15 protein-coding genes are annotated in these 16,333 nt (G+C 44.9%); 4 read left to right on the forward strand and 11 right to left on the reverse strand.

Features of this window, described 5'->3' with window-relative positions; all coding sequences use genetic code 11:
* The first annotated feature begins 662 nt into the window (after positions 1 to 662).
* Positions 663 to 1,838 (forward strand): aromatic amino acid transport family protein, encoded by a 1,176-nt coding sequence (locus QZY95_RS13770; RefSeq protein ID WP_290924509.1) that lies wholly within the window; start codon positions 663 to 665, stop codon positions 1,836 to 1,838.
* A 67-nt stretch (positions 1,839 to 1,905) separates the two neighbouring features.
* Here QZY95_RS13770 and proX read toward each other — a convergent pair whose 3' ends face one another.
* The 10 genes from proX to QZY95_RS13820 all read right to left on the reverse strand — a co-directional run bounded on the left by proX (position 1,906) and on the right by QZY95_RS13820 (position 12,477).
* Positions 1,906 to 2,925, reverse strand: a complete 1,020-nt coding sequence (proX, locus tag QZY95_RS13775; RefSeq protein WP_290924511.1) for a glycine betaine/L-proline ABC transporter substrate-binding protein ProX — start codon at positions 2,923 to 2,925, stop codon at positions 1,906 to 1,908.
* 45 nt (positions 2,926 to 2,970) lie between these two features.
* The gene (locus QZY95_RS13780; protein ID WP_290924513.1) at positions 2,971 to 3,804 is read right to left on the reverse strand and encodes a proline/glycine betaine ABC transporter permease; all 834 of its coding nucleotides are present in this window, start codon (positions 3,802 to 3,804) and stop codon (positions 2,971 to 2,973) included.
* 1 nt (position 3,805) lies between these two features.
* Positions 3,806 to 5,053, reverse strand: a complete 1,248-nt coding sequence (gene proV / locus QZY95_RS13785) for a glycine betaine/L-proline ABC transporter ATP-binding protein ProV (RefSeq protein WP_290924515.1) — start codon at positions 5,051 to 5,053, stop codon at positions 3,806 to 3,808.
* Positions 5,054 to 5,802: 749 nt separating this feature from the next.
* The gene (gene dsrP / locus QZY95_RS13790; protein WP_290924517.1) at positions 5,803 to 6,966 is read right to left on the reverse strand and encodes a sulfate reduction electron transfer complex DsrMKJOP subunit DsrP; all 1,164 of its coding nucleotides are present in this window, start codon (positions 6,964 to 6,966) and stop codon (positions 5,803 to 5,805) included.
* Positions 6,967 to 6,975: 9 nt separating this feature from the next.
* The gene (dsrO, locus tag QZY95_RS13795) at positions 6,976 to 7,752 is read right to left on the reverse strand and encodes a sulfate reduction electron transfer complex DsrMKJOP subunit DsrO (RefSeq protein WP_290924519.1); all 777 of its coding nucleotides are present in this window, start codon (positions 7,750 to 7,752) and stop codon (positions 6,976 to 6,978) included.
* Positions 7,752 to 8,132, reverse strand: a complete 381-nt coding sequence (gene dsrJ / locus QZY95_RS13800) for a sulfate reduction electron transfer complex DsrMKJOP subunit DsrJ (RefSeq protein WP_290924521.1) — start codon at positions 8,130 to 8,132, stop codon at positions 7,752 to 7,754. Before dsrJ ends, dsrO begins: the two co-directional genes overlap by 1 nt.
* Before the next feature lie 2 nt (positions 8,133 to 8,134).
* On the reverse strand, positions 8,135 to 9,745 hold the full coding sequence (gene dsrK / locus QZY95_RS13805) for a sulfate reduction electron transfer complex DsrMKJOP subunit DsrK (protein WP_290924523.1): 1,611 nt from the start codon (positions 9,743 to 9,745) through the stop codon (positions 8,135 to 8,137).
* Positions 9,746 to 9,747: 2 nt separating this feature from the next.
* Positions 9,748 to 10,749 carry a sulfate reduction electron transfer complex DsrMKJOP subunit DsrM gene (dsrM, locus tag QZY95_RS13810; RefSeq protein ID WP_290924525.1) on the reverse strand — a complete coding sequence of 334 codons (1,002 nt, stop codon included), beginning with the start codon at positions 10,747 to 10,749 and terminating at the stop codon, positions 9,748 to 9,750.
* 30 nt (positions 10,750 to 10,779) lie between these two features.
* Positions 10,780 to 11,316: an RsbRD N-terminal domain-containing protein gene (locus tag QZY95_RS13815; RefSeq protein ID WP_290924527.1), complete on the reverse strand. Its 537-nt coding sequence runs from the start codon at positions 11,314 to 11,316 to the stop codon at positions 10,780 to 10,782.
* A gap of 243 nt (positions 11,317 to 11,559) precedes the next feature.
* A complete protein-coding gene (locus QZY95_RS13820; RefSeq protein WP_290924529.1) occupies positions 11,560 to 12,477 on the reverse strand; it encodes a hypothetical protein in 918 nt (305 codons plus the stop codon).
* Positions 12,478 to 12,648: 171 nt separating this feature from the next.
* Between QZY95_RS13820 and QZY95_RS13825 the strand changes: the two genes are divergently transcribed.
* Positions 12,649 to 13,410: a YgjP-like metallopeptidase domain-containing protein gene (locus tag QZY95_RS13825; RefSeq protein ID WP_290924531.1), complete on the forward strand. Its 762-nt coding sequence runs from the start codon at positions 12,649 to 12,651 to the stop codon at positions 13,408 to 13,410.
* Between the two features lie 109 nt (positions 13,411 to 13,519).
* On the opposite strand, the gene sat is transcribed toward QZY95_RS13825, so the two are convergent.
* Entirely contained in the window at positions 13,520 to 14,797 is a 1,278-nt protein-coding gene (sat, locus tag QZY95_RS13830) for a sulfate adenylyltransferase (RefSeq protein ID WP_290924534.1), read from the reverse strand.
* Positions 14,798 to 15,465: 668 nt separating this feature from the next.
* On the opposite strand from sat, the gene rpsL reads away from it, so the two are divergent.
* Positions 15,466 to 15,837 (forward strand): 30S ribosomal protein S12, encoded by a 372-nt coding sequence (rpsL, locus tag QZY95_RS13835; RefSeq protein ID WP_020001415.1) that lies wholly within the window; start codon positions 15,466 to 15,468, stop codon positions 15,835 to 15,837.
* Between the two features lie 23 nt (positions 15,838 to 15,860).
* Complete coding sequence (gene rpsG / locus QZY95_RS13840; protein ID WP_020001416.1) at positions 15,861 to 16,331, forward strand: 30S ribosomal protein S7; 471 nt, start codon at positions 15,861 to 15,863, stop codon at positions 16,329 to 16,331.
* Positions 16,332 to 16,333 lie beyond the last annotated feature (2 nt).

Genomic DNA, 16,333 nt, shown 5'->3' on the forward strand with positions numbered 1-16,333 from the left:
GAAATTTCGGATCGGTCTGGAGGTCTTCGCCGTATATTGAATATAAAACAACTTGAAAAACAAGGGGTCTACGATTCAATAACTGTTTGTAATACATTGAAAAAATAAAACAAAAAGTACGCGCGTACTCACTTTTTAAAAGCGAGACGAAGGGTTAATAGTGAGTTTTTCTGAATGATGCAAGGAAGATTTTTGTACAAAAATGACAACGTCGAATTAAACATTAATGTTAAACTGCAAAACAAAAATGTAGATTCACTGTACATTATTGTAAAAAAGACTATTGTACCGCTGCTATGTACGGTTTTCTATAACAGGTTGAAAGTGCTGTTTTTTGTCAGAAACGTAAAAAATATGCATTACAGTGCTTGACCTTGTCTCACCTGAGCGTGTACTTGGTGCTGACTATAAAGATTAATCGCGCAACTGTACAAGCTAGTATCGTTACTGTCTCGCTGCACACAACTTTGTTGGTTTTACATTATAAAATAATAGTAGCCCTGCAAAGAGCGGATAGTGCCGTCACGCTTTTTATTCTTTCAAGTATCACTAGTAAAAGTGTTAACCGCTCTGTTTCAAAAATGGTTGAAGCAGGGAACGGGCACTGTTGTTTGTTCTAAGGTGTAGGCGCGAGCACAAATGACCTATGGGGGTTATACATTATGAAGTCACAATCTCTGGACGCAGTCTGTGTTGTAGCCGGTACCACGATTGGTGCGGGCATGCTTGGTTTACCAATGGCTATTGGTTTTCTAGGCTTTAAAGTCAGCATGGTACTGCTTCTGGTCATGTGGGCTCTGGCATTCTACACTTCGCTTCTTTTGCTTGAAGTAAATCTTCAGCTCGGTGCGGGCTTGAATGTAAATATGATGGTTAAGAAAGTTCTTGGCAGATGGGGGCAGGTAATTGCCGTTGTTTGTCTGGCTTTCCTTTTATATGCAGTTCTTGTGGCATACGTAACAGCAATGGGTGGCATTATTGCCCGTGCAATTGGTGTCAACGGTGATCCGTTCAGCACCGGTGTTTGTGCCGTAGCCTTTGCTGTGGCCATGGCAGTCATTATCTTCCTTGGCACTAATGCTATTGTACGCTTCAACAGCTTGTTCTTCCTGAGCATGCTTGGCGCTATGGCAATTGCTTTTGCGACTCTTAGCACAACTGTTGATGTTCATGTTCTGATGGATGTAGCTCCGGATTACAAATACCTTGTAGGTGCTATTCCGGTTTTATTTGCTTCCTTCTCTTTCCACTTCTGTATCCCTAGCGTGACATCCGTTGTAGGTACAAATACCAAGCAGCTCGTCCGCATTATGTTCTGGGGAACTTTGCTTCCTCTTCTTTGTTACATGCTGTGGTTGTTCCTTTCTCTCGGTAGCGTGCCGATGGATCAGATCGTAAACATGAGCGGTAGCGTTGACTCCTTGATTAAGTCTATGTGCAACGGTTCTGTTGTTATTCAGACTATTCTTTCTGTCTTCGCGGCATTTGCTCTTATTACTTCTTTCTTCGGGGTCGCACTGTCTTTATTTGACCTGATGGCGGAGACCCTGCGTCGCGGTAATACAAGTAAAGAGCGCCTTGGAACAACATTCATTGTATTCATTCCAGTACTGATTGCATCCCTGCTTGCTCCGGGTGGCTTTATTGCTGCGCTGGCTCATGCTGGTGCTGCATTAGCAGTTATTTGTATCTTGCTGCCATGCGCAATGAGTTACAAACTTCGTCGTGAAGCAAAATCTGCTGCAAAGAAGATTGCGTACATGACTCCAGGTGGTAGCATGGGTATTGCAACCGCAGCTGTATGCGGCGTTGTTATCCTTGTTGCAAACTACATCTAGTTCTCTGATATAAAAAAGCAGCCCCGCTTTCTTTTGAAGGCGGGGCTTTTTTTATTTGGGGAAGTCACTAGCGAATGGTACGGCGTGCTTGATCGAGCCAGCTGTTCCAAACGTCTTGGTTCTCTTCAATCCACTTGTTAGCGTGGCGTTCAATATCCCTTGGCGACTTTTCACCTTCCATTAGTTTTGCATACTGGGTGCTTAAGTCAGAAATATTGATAGTGAACAGTTCAAGAAATTTTCGTGCAGGAGGATTCTGTTCAAGGAATTTATTGTTTGCCACAACACGGATGTCTGCAACGCTGAATCCCATATTAATCGGGTTAGTTGCTGCACCGTCGACATCGTTTAAGCGCATAAGTTTTTTGGCATCCTTGTCGTCAGATGTCGGGATATTAAATGGAACATTGATCCAAACAACATCCTCACCCGGTTTGAGTTTGTATACTGTCCAGCTTGGAGTCCATGTGTAGTAAAAAATAGGTTCACCGCTGTTGAATGCGGCAATGTTTGCTGCCATGCCTGCTTCGTACGAAGCACTGACTTGTTCGACATCGTCTTTAAGACCATATTCTTCAAGGTGCCTTTTTATAACTTTAACGCTTTCCCAACCATGAGGGGCACCTGTGAGGTCTGCCTTCCCGTCACCGTCTTTATCGAAAGCTTTGCGAACTTCTGGACGTTTAAAGTCTTCCAACGATTTAATATTAAGAGCGTCTGCATGCTTTTTATCGACCATATAGCCTTGTAGAGCCTGTTTTTCGAGAACATAGCCGATGGGAGAGATCGTATCTTTAAAACGCTCTAAGTGATTGTTTTGAAGCGGAAGCCATGCGTTTGCCCAGTAGTCAACATCGCCGAGAGAGAGTGTTTTGTAAAACAGCGCTACAGGAAGTTCTTTAGGCTTTTTTACGGTGTAGCCAAGTTCTTTCAAGCCTTTTTCAACAATAAGGGCATGAAAGTAGCCTGTAGACCATGTAGCACGTGCTGGCCGGATCGTAATGCCTTTACCAGGGTGCATGTTAATGGCGAATGCAGGAACCGCCAGACATACAAAGAGTACTGTGAATGCAATTTTTTTTAACATAGGGGACATCCTCCAAAGAAAGTGTTTCTCCGTAAAAAATACAGCTTAGTATCGTTTTTTTGCAGCAGCTTGAGTGATTCTATCGAGCATGACAGCCATGAGTACGATTCCAATACCACCGATTGCAGCAATACCAATGTCCAATGAGTTAAGTCCCAGTACTACCGGTGAGCCAAGACCGCCTGCGCCGATAAGAGCAGCCACAACAACCATGGACAGTGCCATCATGATAGTTTGGTTTAATCCTGCCAGTATTGTTGGAAGTGCCAAAGGGATTTGTACTTTAGCAAGTACCTGCCAGTTTGTTGCGCCGAAGGCTTCAGCTGCTTCAACAAGTTCTCGTGGAACTTGTCGTATGCCGAGTCCTGTTAAACGGACAATTGGTGGTAGCGCGAAAATAATGGTGGCAAGAACACCGGCGGCGTTGCCGATAGAAAAAAGCATTACAATAGGAACAAGGTACACGAATGACGGCGTCGTTTGCATTGCGTCGAGAATTGGTCGAATAATTCGTTCAAAACGGTCATTTTTCCCAGCACAGATGCCGAGGGGAACCCCCGCGATAATGCAGAAAAGTACAGACGATACAACCATAGCTAACGTGGTCATTGTATCTTCCCATAGTCCTAGTAATCCGACAAAGACTAGTGACAGAACAGAGAATAGGGATACTCTCCATCCGGCAATACGCCACGCAATGAGTAATACAGCCGCAATAATGATGAGGGGGTGAAGTGCGTTCAGCCCATGGTCAATACCATTAAGAGTTTGTTCAACCGGCCATTTAAGTTTGAGGAAAAGAGCCCTGTGATTATCCACGAGCCAGTTGATGCCGTCGGTTATCCAGACATCCAGCGGAATAACTTTATCTTCAAACATGCTAGGCTCCTTCTGTTGTCAGTATGTCCGTATTATCTGTGTTGTCACTGCTTCGATGCAAGGTGTTCAGGAAGCGCGCCTTGGAAACAACACCTTTAAACTTGTTGTTACTATCTGTCACAGGCACAGGGTTCTGGCTTTGTGCCACCAGTGGAAGAATATCTTGCATGCTGTCATCTTCGTTAACAGCCTCAATATTTTGAAGGAAGGCATCCCGCAGTGTTCTGTCGGGATTTTTTTCTTTGAGCAGTTCGACGATTGAATCTGTAGAGACAACCCCTTGCAATCTGTGTTGCGGGTCGAGCACAAACGCATAGTCACGTTCACTTGCACTAAGTATTTCATGTGCAGCTCTTAAGTTTCCGCCCTTTGTAATGATAATAGTAGGGTGGGACTTTGATACTATGTCTTTTGCGCTGAGAACACTGGTGGGATCTACCCCTTTGAAGAATGCCTTTACATAATCGTTGGCTGGATTTTGCAGGACGTCTTCAGGTGTTCCCACTTGAATGAGCTTGCCGCCTTCCATGATGCCTATGCGGTCACCAATGCGAAGAGCTTCATTAAGGTCATGCGAAATGAAGATAATTGTTCGTCGGTATTTTTCTTGAAGCATTAAAAGCTCGTCCTGCATTTCAGTACGAATGAGGGGATCAAGAGCAGAAAAAGCTTCATCCATGAGCATAATTTCTGGATCAACAGCCAGCCCACGGGCAAGCCCGACACGTTGTTGCATGCCGCCGCTAAGATTCTCTGGCTTACAGTTTTCCCAACCGGATAAACCAACTTGCTCTAACGCTTGAAGAGCTCTTTTAGAACGTTCCTGTTTTGCCACTCCGGCAAGCTCAAGGCCAAACGCTGCGTTTTCTAAAACAGATAGGTGCGGCATAAGGGCGAAGGATTGGAACACCATACTCATATTATGGAGTCTGAACTGAACCAGTTCATCATGCGTCATGGTAGTAATATTTTTTCCACGCATGGTAACGCTTCCGGAGTTTGGTTCAATCAGCCTATTCAGCATACGGACGAGTGTAGATTTTCCCGAGCCAGAAAGCCCCATTATGACGAAAATTTCTCCTTCATACACTGAAAATGATGCGTCATGAACGCCTACGGTTAGTCCTGTTTTTTGAAAAATATCTTCTTTAGAGATGCCTTGTTCTAGTAACGGCAAGGCTCGTTTAGGATTCGCTCCAAAAATTTTAGTAAGATGTTCAACTTCAAGCATCACCTGTGGGGATGTCATTTAACTTCCTTTGTCTTACAAACCGTAGAAAGAGCCTTGATTCATAATAGGTTCGTTATACACCTGAGCCAGAAAAAGCATATTTGCATTTAAAAAAAGGCACTATGCAATGCGGGTGTCTCATTTTACCCCGAAAATATGCAACTTCATACAAGGTAAGCAGCAGCAATTGTAATACGCCGCAGGTTCTGGAGTTCGGAGGGGGGGGAGCGTGAGTTGAAAAGGAAAACGAGACATATTGCCGCATTTTTAGGCGCTTATATGAAAGCCATATTGCTCTGCTGCTTATAAACTAGGTAGCGTAGTCTAAAACATGCTCGATGTGTATTAAATTCCAAAGAAAAATTATGTCATTATAGGTGGGACTGAAATGAACAAAGACTTTGAGCTGGGAAGGAATTACGAAGAAAATATTGAGTGTAAAACAGAACGCAATGCTGCTTTATTCTGTTTCTTTTGATTGCGGGAGGGTGACATAGCATCAATATTGCGTTGTGCTAGTGTGTTGATCAGGTCAGGAAGTTCTACAGGAGTCCTTTCATGGGTTGCCAGATCATTGTTATAGAAAGGGGAAGGAAAAGAAGTAGGGGCATTGTCATTAGAGGAGCTACAATGACGTGCGTGTTGTAATAATGTGGTTGGGATATATTTTTTCATAATGTGTTAAAATTGAACGAATAAAAAATTTGTATGTATAAAAAAAGGGTCTGTCTAAAAGACAGACCCTAATTTTTCTTGGAAAAGAAAGATTACAGAGTGCCTGCTTCTTTCTTAACGTCGATAGCGATTTTCCAAAGGATGGACACAATGAATGCACCCACACCGAAGATGCCGAGAGAGATCAGCAGCTCAGGTACAGTAGGAGCGTATGTTGCCCAAGTCTCAAATGGTGATGGTGCGAAACCACCAACGATGAGACCAAGACCTTTGTCAATCCAAGTTGCGAGAACGAGCATGCCGAGAGCCCATGGAAGGATCTTCATGTTTTCGCGCAGGGAAGTAGGAATGAGCAATGCAAGGCTAGCGATAGCGAAGATTGCGCCAATCCACATCCAGTAAGTTACCCAAGGAAGACCCTGTTCTGTACCTGCGAAGAGGTAGTGAAGCGGGTGCATGTGACCTGGGATGTTGGAGTAGAATGCGGTGAATACTTCACAGAGGAAGAAGAACACGTTGATGCACATTGCGTAGGTAATGATAATGGTAAGAGTTTTAATAGCTTCTTTACCAATTTCAAATTTAGCAAGTTTCTTCACAACCATAAGGAGGAGAAGAAGAAGTGCTGGACCTGCGCAGAATGCAGACGCGAGGAAGCGAGCAGCCAGAATAGCAGTGAGCCAGTAGTGACGACCCGGAAGACCCTGTGAAAGGAACGCAGTAACGGTGTGGATAGAGAACGCCCAAATTACAGAGGTGTAAATGAGGTATTTTACCCAGTTAGGGTAAGCAACCTGGAAACGTTCGCACTCAAGAGTTTTCCAACCGATGATAGCGTTAAGGCAAAGGTACCCGATAAGAACCAGCATGTCGTAGAACATAACGGAGTTCGGAGTCGGGTGCAGCATTACGTTCAGCATACGCTGAGGCATACCCATATCAACAACGATAAAGAGCATACACATAACAACTGCGCCGATTGCCATGAATTCACCAAAAATGATGATCTTTTTAAAGTGCTTGTAGCCGTGGAAGTATGCTGGGAGAACCAGCATAACAGCGGAAGCAGCAATACCTACAAGGTAGGTAAACTGGGCAATGTAGAAGCCCCAGGTTACGTCACGGTTCATGCCTGTAAGGCCGAGACCGTATTTAAGCTGGAACAAGTAGGTGATTACACCAACGCCGATAATACCGCCAAGGAAAGCCAACCACATGTAGTACTTTGGAGATCCTTTCAAAACTTTTTCGAGCATGATGGCCTCCTAAATTATGTAGAATACACCAGGCTCAGTGCCTAATGCAGGTTTACGACGGAGGGTGTAGTTCTCTTCAAGCAACTTACGAACTTCAGACTCAGGGTCGGAAAGGTCGCCGAAGTGAATTTTACCCGGAGCGGCTTCAACACAAGCTGGAAGCTTGCCTTCATCAAGACGTTCAACGCAGAAGTTACACTTTTCAACTACACCGATCATACGGGTAGGGAACTTAGGGTTGATGTCTTTGATGTAAGGACGAGGATCAGTGAAGTTGAATGAACGCGCGCCGAATGGGCAGCCAGCCATGCAGAAACGACAACCGATGCAGCGATGGTAGTCCATAGCAACGATGCCGTTCTCAAGCTTGTAAGTAGCCTGAGTTGGACATACGCGAACACATGGAGGGTTTTCGCAATGGTTGCAGAGCATGAAGTATTCGCGATCTTCAATTTCTTTAGACTGATACTTGTTTTTAGTTTCAGTGAAGGTGTGCTCGTATGCGTCTTTCCAAATCCACTTGATTTCAGATTTACCTGGAATGTTCGGGATGTTGTGCGCATGGTTACAAGCATTGATGCAAGCATCAAAGTCTTCTTTAGAAGCAAACTCACGAGTATCGATAACCATAGCCCAGCGCTTAGCTTTAAGCGCAAGAGCGTCTTCTTTATAACTAGGTTTAACAGCAGCAGCTGCTTTGGTCATGCCACCAGCGGCAAGCTGAGCACCAAGACCTGCAACAGAAAGGCTGGCAACCTTAAGGAATTGTCTTCTGCTACGTTTCATTATTCATTCCCCTTAGGCGGAACGTGGCAAGTCCAACAGTATGGTTCCACGGCGTTCTCAAGGTGACAGGTGTCACAGAACTCAGCCTTATTGGTATGACAGCTCATACAGGTTTTCTGCAGGCTTGCTTCCCATGTTGCACCGTTAGATGCAACATAAACACGCTTGCCGTCACGAAGTGCAGAGTCGCGCCACTGGTTCAGAAGAGTCATGTGCTCAGCGCGCATAAACTCAACAGGCTCAATGCACTGCTTTTGGTCAGCAGGCAGGCTCAGTTTAGGACCATTGTAGTCTTTGGAAGCCAGATTGCCCCAGAAAGGGTAAGAAAAAACGGCTAAAAAGATTACCAGTCCGGAGATAACATACTTGCTGTTATACATGATTATTCATCCTCCATTCCTGGCAGTTCTTCCTGCCTGAGGTCCATGGTACGCTTTTTCTCGCCTTTCATTACGAGGGCGTTAGCGACAAGCTCGTGTACGCCGGCAATATCTACGCCCGGTGCCCAGTAATCAGCAAGCGGAGGCAGAGTTGCACGGTCAATAGCACAAACACAAGACATCATGTTAACACCATGTTTTTCCTGTACGTAACGCAGAGCGTTACCACGAGGAAGAGCACCACGCATGCGGATTTCCATAATCTCATCAGTGTTGAGACCGGAACCAGCGCCACAGCAGAAGGTCTGCTCGCGAATGGTGTTTTCAGGCATTTCGTAGAAGTTATTACAAACTGCGCGCATGATTTCACGTGGTTCTTCAAGAAGACCCATAGCACGAGCCGGGTTACAGCTATCGTGGAATGTTGTCTTGAGATGATCGTTACGTGAAGGATCAAGGCGAATTTTGTTGTGCTTAATGAGGTCAGCGGTGAACTCAGCAATGTGAACCATTTTGGTTTCACGTGCGTTTTCAAACACGGTACCGGTAATTGGGCTTACTGGTGTTTCCATGCAAGAAGGAGTTGGGCCGTTCATAGTAGACATGTACTGGTTGATAACACGCCACATGTGACCACACTCACCACCGAGAATCCACTTGGAGCCTAAGCGTTCTGCTTCAGCGTACATCTTAGCGTTCAGTTTCTTCATCATGCTGGATGATGTGAAGAGACCGAAGTTACCGCCTTCAGATGCGTATGTGGATAAGGTGTAATCAAGCCCGATTTCTTCGAAGAGCATCAGGTAACCCATAAAGGTGTAGATGCCCGGCTCCGCAAATGCGTCACCAGAAGGGGTGATGAAGAGAACTTCATGACCAGGTTCGTTGAAAGGAGGGTTGATTGAGATACCGGTAACTTCTTCAATGTCTTCACAAAGGAATTCTACAATTTCTTTGAAAGCATGAGGAGTAATACCAAGGTGGTTACCTGTACGGTTACAGTTACTTACAGGGTCCATGATCCAGTGCAGACCAAGACCGAGTTCATGCAGCAACTCACGAGCCATCATGGTAACTTCAGCGGTATCAATACCGTATGGGCAGTACAGGGAACAGCGACGACATTCAGTACACTGGTAGAAGTAGTAGAACCACTCTTTAATTACGTCTTTGTCGAGCTTGCGTGCACCGGCAAGTTTACCAAGGATTTTACCGGCAGTGGTAAAGTCTTTACGGTAAACAGAACGGAGCAGCTCTGCACGCAGTACAGGCATGTTTTTAGGGTCGCCGGAACCGATGAAGTAGTGACACTTATCAGCACAGGCACCACAGCGAACACAGATGTCCATGAAAAGTTTAAGAGAACGATATTTTTCAAGACGTTCTTTCAAACCATTGTAGATGATCTCTTCCCAGTTTTCAGGGAGATGCCAATCTTCCTCAAATGGATTCCAATCGTGTGGATTAGGCATTCCAAGAGGTTCCATGGTTGCTTTTTTAGCTGGATAAGCCACTGCGCCTTCAGTAATTTCAGGCTTAGTGTCCATCCAGTTTTCACTTGGCATATCGTAGCTGACTTTAATCAGCTCTTCTGCGGATGGTATGTTAGACATAACTACTCCTTATCCTCCGGCTTTTTCACTACCGGGAGACCTGCCTCAAACATAGGCACCCTGAACTCGTTTTCGTATTCTTCGTATGTGCGGTACACTTTTTCCGGGTTCCATGGGTTCACGTGCAGCTTCATACGAGTGTCGTTTGCCATGTTACGGGTTGGGCTAAGGAATACGCCGCCAGCATGCATAAGCTTACTGAACGGGAAGTACATAAGGAGTACTGTGAGGAAGAACATGTGCACGTAGAAAATGCTGCCGATTTTTGCCAGAGCTGCTGTGTCCGGTGCGAAGTGGAGCAAGCTCATAACGAAAACTTTAACAGTAGCAATGTCTACTTTCAGGAAGTAGCGCATTGCAACGCCGGTAGCACAGAGGCCGAAAATCAGGAAAAGTGGGAAGTAATCGCTCAAAAGAGAGATGTAACGCACTTTCTGATTAAAGAGACGGCGACCGATCAGGTATGCAAGCGCTACAAGAATCAGTGGACCAGTCATGTACAGACGTGGAGCACCAATCTGCAGGATGCCGTCGAACATTTCGATAGCGTTTACGAAAAACGGTACCGGCTCGGCGAAGAACCTGAAGTGACGTACAAAAATAATAAGGAAAGAGTAGTGGAAGATGAGTGCGAAGAGCCACAGGAACTTTGAGGACCAGTAGACTACGCGGTCGCCTTCGATTGAAACGTTAGTGTTGCGGAACAGGGAGCGAAACATAAGTACTTCAAGGATCATGCGTCCCCAAACACCCTTGCTATTGCTAGGGTTATCGAGGGTGGCAGGCTTAATCCAAGGAAGGGACTTCTGTTGGCCACCTGTAGTAGGAATGCTGAACGGAACAGGGCGCTTTGCCCAGTCGATAATCCGCCATGCGAAACCTACAAGGAATACGATTACTGCAGTGTAAGGTAAACAAACTGCCAGAACATATTGGAATCCCATCATTGATCCCATCCAGGCAAGTATACCTAAAGCAATAACCGCGAGAAGTGAAATAATCATTCCGTTACCTCGCTGCTAGGCTATTGGTTGTTACGATTCCGGTTCCCCAACCGGTTTCTCCAATATACGTTCTGCTCTCTTCAAGAGCTGAAAGTGCTTCCTTTTGAATTCATCAACGCGCATTCTCTGCACTTTATCTCGGCATTCCGAATAAATACGGAATCCCACAAGTGCCAGAGAATCTATTTTAGATTCTAGTTCCAGAAGATCAGCAAATTCTTCGGACTTAGAAAGTTTGGGGACAATGTGTTTTCGGATGATGTTTTTTAAAACGAACAGAACAGACATTGCCTGATCCGCATCGAATTTTTGGATAGCGCGAACCTGAATAAGTTCGTTTACTGCCGGTGTAACGACATCGCTGTCCATGTTGTCATCCACGAGTGCATCAATAAGTGCGGCAGTTGCTATTTTCGTTTTGTTACCCACAGGGTTTGAAAAAGCATTCTCCTGACTACGCAGAAAGCCGACTGTGTCAATTTCGTAGGTACCGAAGATGGCAGATACCCATGCATCGGTAATCTCTTGTTTATGTTCAGATAAAAGAGCTTGTAACTGGTGTCGCATAGACATACTTCGCTTGGTCTAAAAGGATTCCAGCGGGAGACCCTATAAAGCGTTTTTCACTATTTGTCCAAGTAATTTGCCAAAAAAAAGTGTGACAACAGGGGACGATAGTGCTTACCCGCTGACCCTCGGTTTCAAATGATTTTTTTCACATAATGTGATTATATGGTTGCGTCAACATATTCAAATGAATTGATTGGACAACCAGCCTGCCAAAAAAAGAAAATAACTAAGGAATGTTACCTACTCGCATGGGATGTTTCCGTCATCAGTGCAGCCGGAAAAGTCATCCGTGAAATCAAGCACATCCCCCTTAGTTTCTTGTGTTTGTTGGTTAGAAAGTAAATTACTTGGCACACCGTTTGTTATGAGTACAGGAATGCGCGTAACGCCCATGGAGGCAAGTTTTGATTTATTTCTAAAAAGATTCCATTGAAGTTTAAATCGGGTAGTTAATGGTAGTGAGATTGAGTCAGATGAAGATCGTGCCGCGCGGTTGAATGCGACATACATTGATGATCCATCAGCAATGGCTTGCTGCATGATAAATATTTTTTCGATGTCAGCATCTTCTTCGGCGATGGGATAGTAGGCAATTTTTCCGGAATCTTTTTGAGAAAGTTTCGGAACCAGTTTTAGGCAGGCTTGGCAGCTAGGAGAGAAGAAAACTTGAACGTCTGGTTGTTGCTCGCCATAAATTGTCCATGTGCCCATTTCTTCATTAACCGTGGCAAAAATATTTGGTGTGAATACCAGTGTCCAAACAATAAAAATTGGAAGGACGAGTGCTGCACGGCGTTTGAGGGTTGCGCATTGCAGAAAGAATACTAAAAAGAGAATGATCGCAAAACCAAGACACGGTACACACGGTGCTGTAAATACCATGAGCAAAAGAAAGCCGAGATCAATAATAACGGCGACTAAAGCAAGTATGAGTGCGGTTGTGTGAAGTTTGAAGAGGTTTAATAGTGCAAGAGTGGTGAACAGTGCTGTTCCGATCCACCATAACGAAATTCCGAATACTGAAATGTCTTTGAAAACTTCGCAACCTGTTGTGATACAAATAGCATCGAAGTTTTGTGTGGCATTCAGTGCGCAAAAAATTGCTCCGGCAATTGCAACAATTGCAGGGCCGAAAGCAGGTCGCTTGGAAAGGGACATGCAAAAATCTCCAGATGGTTGCAGTAGATCATTAAGTCCTGCGGCTAGAATTTTCTAATGAGCAGGCATCGTGCCGTGAGCCTGATTAGCCGCAAGATTTTGGAGACTGTACTGTGATTGCAAATGCGGGTAAAGAGATTAGCTGTTTTTTTACGTTTAAGGAGTCGTGTTTTGATTTTTTGTGCTGATGGAACAATAAAATATACTGTAATTCGAAGCAAAAGAGCGAAACACGTTCGACTAAAAGTTTCTAGAAACAGCGGACTTCAAGTGGTAGTTCCCTTGAGTTTCAAAGAAAATTTATTACCTCAGATCGTAGAAAAACGGGCTGATTGGATTAGAAATGTTGCTGAGAAACTTGAGATTCCAGAAGATGTTTCCTCATTACCGCCGATGATTCCTGATGAGATAGATTTACTTGCTATCGGAGAAAAATATAGCGTCCGGTACATGTCTGAAGAAGAACTTTCGGAAAAAAGAGTTGATGCAGATAAAATAATCCGCACATCAAACAATCATCTTTCGGTTGAAATGGAGAACTGTATTTACCTGCCGGAAGGGCTTGCAGAAGAGGGCTGTGTTGATCTTCTCCAATCTTGGCTCATCAGGAGTGGGAAAGAATGTTTACCAGATTTGCTGGATAAGGCTTCTGAAGCACATGGTATTCCGTATAAAAAGCTTCAGGTGCGCATGCAGAAAGGTCGGTGGGGGAGTTGTTCAGGCAGAGGAACAATTTCATTGAACGCTCGACTGTTGTTATTACCAGCCGAGTTGCTGGAGTATATTTTATTGCATGAACTTGCGCACGTGCATCATCCTAATCATTCACAAGCTTACTGGAGCTACCTTCAAAGTTTAGACCGACAGGCATTAGGTCATGATGCCGATATGGTAGATGCCTGGCGCTATATTCCTAGATGTTTTTCTATGTAAGATCAGGGTAGAGACTCTTCGCACTATATATAATGATAAGTTGAGGTAGAAAAGAAAAAGGGGGGGATCGGAAATCCGATCCCCCCTTTTATAGTCAGTGCAGTTGAAACTACATGGAGTCGCCAGAAGCAGCGCCCTGCATTTTAACTTCAACTTTTTCAGTAAGACCTTCGTAGTATTCGCGAAGGATAACGAGAACTTCGTCACGACCAAAGTGATCTGGAATTTCTGCGCCTTCGGAAAGAGCTTTACGGAGTTTAGTACCGGAAAGAATTACGCGATCTTCTTTAGTGTGTGGGCAAGTACGCAGGGAAGCCATGCCGTCACACTTGTAGCAGTAGAAGGTCCAGTCAATTTTCATTGGCTTACAAAGCAGTGCTTTGCCTTCTTCAGCTGGGGTAGGAATACGATCGAAGATTTCCTGAGCTTCGAAGAGACCGTAGAAGTCACCAACGCCAGCGTGGTCACGACCGATGAGCATGTTGTTAACGCCGTAGTTCTGACGGAAAGTAGCGTGAAGCAGACCTTCACGTGGGCCAGCGTAACGCATGTCGAGTGGGTAGCCAGCCTGAATTACGTTGTCTTTTACAAAGTAGTGCTCAACGAGAGTGTCGATAGCTTTTACACGTACGTCTGCAGGAATGTCACCTGGCTTGAGGTTACCGATGAGGGAGTGAATGAGTACGCCGTCACAAACTTCGATAGCGATTTTTGCGAGGAATTCGTGAGAACGGTGCATTGGGTTACGGAGCTGGAGAGCAGCAACTTCAGACCAACCACGTTCTTCGAACATTGCACGAACTTCTGCAGGACGGAGGTAAACACCTTTGTACTCTTCTGGGTATTCGCCTTCAGAAAGAACTTTAACTGGACCAGCAAGGTTCACTTCTTTCTGAGCCATAACCATTTTTACGCCTGGGTGATCTTCAAGAGCGATTTTCCAGAAAACGTCGTCAGCAGACTCTTCGCCTTCACCTTTGAAAACTTTGTCGCATTCCCATTTTTTGTCTGCTTCGGTCATTTCAAATTTTTCTTCTACTTTCATAGTAGCGAAAACAATACCGTTGCGAACGAGAGCGATTTCTTCACCAACTGCGATTGCGTCAGCTTCTTCTTTGGAAGCGTCAAGGGTAACTGGTACAGGCCAGAAAGTACCGTCTGCGAGAGTGAAGTTTTCACATACGTTCTTCCAGTCTTCTTTACCCATGAAACCGTTCAGTGGGGAGAAGCCACCGATACCCATCATGATAAGGTCGCCTTTTGCACGAGCGGAGATGTCGAGCTTTTTGAGGCCTTCAGCTTTTTTTACTTCAGCTTCGAGTTCTGCGCCTTCGAGCAGGCAACAAACGAGACCTTTACCACCATGTGGGGCTACCAGTTTAGACATAACTTCCTTCCTCCGGAATATAAAAGTTTGTAACTTGTGAATTACCGATTTGGTTTTTCATAAAGCCAATCTTGTAGTCACACCAAGTAGATAGACGATTGCGCTTGTGTCTGTAAAATTCTATTTAGTGCTTGAGAATGGTTTGTGAAAAAATAGACAAAAAGTCAAGGGTAAAAATTGACCTTTTTTATTCTTTTAAAAACAATAGGTTAAGATAGTGCTCATGTGTCAAGAAAAAATAAAATAACAGGTAAAAAGTCGTCGCTTGAGAATAATAGTACAAATGAAGATAAAAAACGGGTGTTTTCTGATAGTTGTCGGTAGGTATTTTTTGTGAAAAAGAGAACAAGCAGGCAAAAAAGGTTGTTAGAACGATTTGCTAGGTCGTTAACATTATTATATGCGAAAAAAATAGTAAAAATCACTTGAACCCCACAAGAAAAAGACGTAAGTACCTGATTCGAAATTTCACGGGTCTGACTGTCGATGCCGAGCGGGCTGCTGGGCTGCATCGGGTCCCCGTTTGGAATAGATGAGCTGCTAGCTAACTTTTAGTTCTCCACTGAAGGTTGGTTGGTGCTTTTGTTGTGATTTGAGTTGCACCACACAACGGGGCTGCTCATCCTGTACTAAGCGAACGACTTTGATTAATTCCCATTGGAGGAAAAATGCCCACTATCAACCAACTTATCCGTAAGGAACGTAAGAAGGTTGTAAAACGTAAGAAAACCCCAGCGCTGCAGGCTTGTCCACAGCGTCGTGGCGTTTGTACTCGTGTTTACACCACTACACCTAAGAAACCTAACTCCGCGCTGCGTAAAGTAGCTCGTGTACGCCTCACTAACGGCATCGAAGTAACTGCCTACATTCCTGGTGAAGGTCACAACCTGCAGGAACACTCTGTAGTTATGATCCGTGGTGGTCGTGTAAAAGACTTACCAGGTGTACGTTACCATATCGTACGTGGTACTCTCGATACCGCGGGTGTTGCAGATCGTCGCCAGGGCCGTTCTAAGTACGGCGCTAAGCGTCCTAAGTAAGTAGTTAATGGAGTAATATAGATATGCCTCGTAAAGGACCCGTACCTAAGCGTGAGATTTTGCCAGATCCAGTTTATGGAAGCCGTCTGGCCGCTCGTTTTGTAAACCGTCTTATGCTTGACGGTAAAAAGAGCACCGCAGAAAAAATCTTCTACAAAGCACTCGACGTTCTCGCTGAGAAAACCGGCGAAGACGCAATCCGCGCTTTCGAGAAGTCAATTGAAAATGTAAAACCTCATCTGGAAGTTAAGTCTCGCCGCGTTGGTGGTGCAACTTACCAGGTTCCAGTTGAAGTTCGTCCTGACCGTCAGGTTTCTCTCTCCATCCGTTGGATCATCACCTATGCACGCGGTCGTGGCGAGCAGGGCATGGTTGCACGTCTGTCTGGCGAACTGCTTGACGCGTTCAACAGCCGTGGTGGTGCTGTGAAGAAGAAAGAAGATACCCATCGTATGGCAGAAGCTAACAAAGCTTTTGCTCACTTCCGTTGGTAATC

Source organism: Halodesulfovibrio sp. (genome assembly GCF_015482765.1).
Classification (GTDB): Bacteria; Desulfobacterota; Desulfovibrionia; order Desulfovibrionales; family Desulfovibrionaceae; genus Halodesulfovibrio.

Bases quoted from the DNA above. Each gene is read 5' to 3' on its own strand.
- proX (WP_290924511.1), bottom strand. From the start codon at position 2,925: ATGTTAAAAAAAATTGCATTCACAGTACTCTTTGTATGTCTGGCGGTT.
- proV (WP_290924515.1), bottom strand. From the start codon at position 5,053: ATGACATCCCCACAGGTGATGCTTGAAGTTGAACATCTTACTAAAATT.
- rpsL (WP_020001415.1), top strand. From the start codon at position 15,466: ATGCCCACTATCAACCAACTTATCCGTAAGGAACGTAAGAAGGTTGTA.
- dsrJ (WP_290924521.1), bottom strand. From the start codon at position 8,132: ATGTATAACAGCAAGTATGTTATCTCCGGACTGGTAATCTTTTTAGCC.
- QZY95_RS13820 (WP_290924529.1), bottom strand. From the start codon at position 12,477: ATGTCCCTTTCCAAGCGACCTGCTTTCGGCCCTGCAATTGTTGCAATT.
- sat (WP_290924534.1), bottom strand. From the start codon at position 14,797: ATGTCTAAACTGGTAGCCCCACATGGTGGTAAAGGTCTCGTTTGTTGC.
- QZY95_RS13780 (WP_290924513.1), bottom strand. From the start codon at position 3,804: ATGTTTGAAGATAAAGTTATTCCGCTGGATGTCTGGATAACCGACGGC.
- QZY95_RS13815 (WP_290924527.1), bottom strand. From the start codon at position 11,316: ATGCGACACCAGTTACAAGCTCTTTTATCTGAACATAAACAAGAGATT.
- dsrK (WP_290924523.1), bottom strand. From the start codon at position 9,745: ATGTCTAACATACCATCCGCAGAAGAGCTGATTAAAGTCAGCTACGAT.
- dsrO (WP_290924519.1), bottom strand. From the start codon at position 7,752: ATGAAACGTAGCAGAAGACAATTCCTTAAGGTTGCCAGCCTTTCTGTT.
- dsrP (WP_290924517.1), bottom strand. From the start codon at position 6,966: ATGCTCGAAAAAGTTTTGAAAGGATCTCCAAAGTACTACATGTGGTTG.
- dsrM (WP_290924525.1), bottom strand. From the start codon at position 10,749: ATGATTATTTCACTTCTCGCGGTTATTGCTTTAGGTATACTTGCCTGG.
- QZY95_RS13770 (WP_290924509.1), top strand. From the start codon at position 663: ATGAAGTCACAATCTCTGGACGCAGTCTGTGTTGTAGCCGGTACCACG.
- rpsG (WP_020001416.1), top strand. From the start codon at position 15,861: ATGCCTCGTAAAGGACCCGTACCTAAGCGTGAGATTTTGCCAGATCCA.